The 1,252-nt window shown below is 71.4% G+C and carries 2 protein-coding genes; both read right to left on the minus strand.

Annotated features, from left to right (window positions below):
- Nucleotides 1–62 precede the first annotated feature (62 nt).
- Nucleotides 63–233 (minus strand): hypothetical protein, encoded by a 171-nt coding sequence (locus tag ACFU53_RS48070; protein WP_384007029.1) that lies wholly within the window; start codon nucleotides 231–233, stop codon nucleotides 63–65.
- A gap of 507 nt (nucleotides 234–740) precedes the next feature.
- A partial coding sequence (locus tag ACFU53_RS48075; RefSeq protein WP_384007032.1) for an ANTAR domain-containing protein occupies nucleotides 741–1,252 on the minus strand: 512 nt, incomplete at its 5' end.

Genomic DNA, 1,252 nt, shown 5'->3' on the forward strand with positions numbered 1-1,252 from the left:
GGTTTCTCCTGTTTCCGCCGGCCCATCGCCGTGCCCCGTCCGCTCGCCCGCGGACGGGTCGGTCAGTCGTCACCCCTGACGATGTGCGAGTCCGCCCCGGCCTCCGCCGTACAGAGGACGCCCCTGCCCGTGAGGGCGGGAAGGCACATGCGCACACCCTTCCCGCGCCGACGGCGGGCCTTGGCCCAGCCGCTCTCGCGGACGACGAGCTTCTCGACGGTGTGCGTGGTCACGACGTCTCATCTTCTTTCCGAACCCGAACCGCTTCTTCCCGCTTCTTCGTGTGCACCCACCGGGTGCCCAGCGGCCGAGAGCCCAAACGGCGGTGACAGGCGGGCCACCCCAGCAGCCGCAGCACGGCCTCCTCGACGGGCCCCTGCGTGGCGGGCCGGCCGAAGGCGGCGTCCCGGTCGGCCTCCGTCGACCCCTCAGGGCAGGGGGGTGCCGGACGTCGGACAGGGATGCCTGAGCCACGCGGGTACCGCGTCACCGCCCGCTCGGTCACCTCCGACGCTGTGAATGACTTCGTGACTGAGCTCGTGAGCGTGCGAGGTCGATGCGCCGCGCGAGTGCGTCGGTTTCGGAGGTGTGGGGAGGCGGGGCGGGGGGACTTGATGTGCAGGTCGGGTTCGGCGGCGTTCCCCTGGGGGCCGGTCCGGCCAGGCTTCTCTGGTTCTGACAACGTGCCGGAGGAGCCGTCCCTCGACATCGGCGCCTAAGGAGCCGTCCCCACGAAACCATCAGAGGCCGCCCTGCTCGCAGACCCGGTGGGCGACCTCACGGAGCTTGATGTTGTTCTCCTGCGAGTAACGGCGCAGCACGTCGAACGCCTCCCCCTCGGTGAGGTGGTGGCTGCCCATGAGGATGCCCATGGCCTCGCCGATCGCATGGCGGGTGGCGACGGCCTGCTCCATCTGGGCGTGGGTGCGGGCGCTGGAGAAAGCGACTGCGGCGTGGGAGGCCAGCAACCAGCCGGCCAGCTCGCTGACCTCGTTGAACGCGCCGGGCGCGCGGGAGTAGAGGTTCAGGGCGCCGAGGTCCTCGTCCTCGGTGAACAGCAGGAAGCCCATCATGCTGCCCACACCGAGACGGCGGGCCCGCGGGGCGTAGGCGGGCCAGCGCGGCTCCTCGCCGGAGAAGTCGGGGATGCGGAAGACCCGCTCTCCCACCGAGCTGCGGGCGGCGTCGAAGCACGGCCCCTCCCGCAGCCGTTCCTGCAGCCGGTCGCTGTCGACGACCAGCTGGTCGGTGG

The organism is Streptomyces sp. NPDC057474 (assembly GCF_042802555.1).
Classification (GTDB): Bacteria; Actinomycetota; Actinomycetes; order Streptomycetales; family Streptomycetaceae; genus Streptomyces.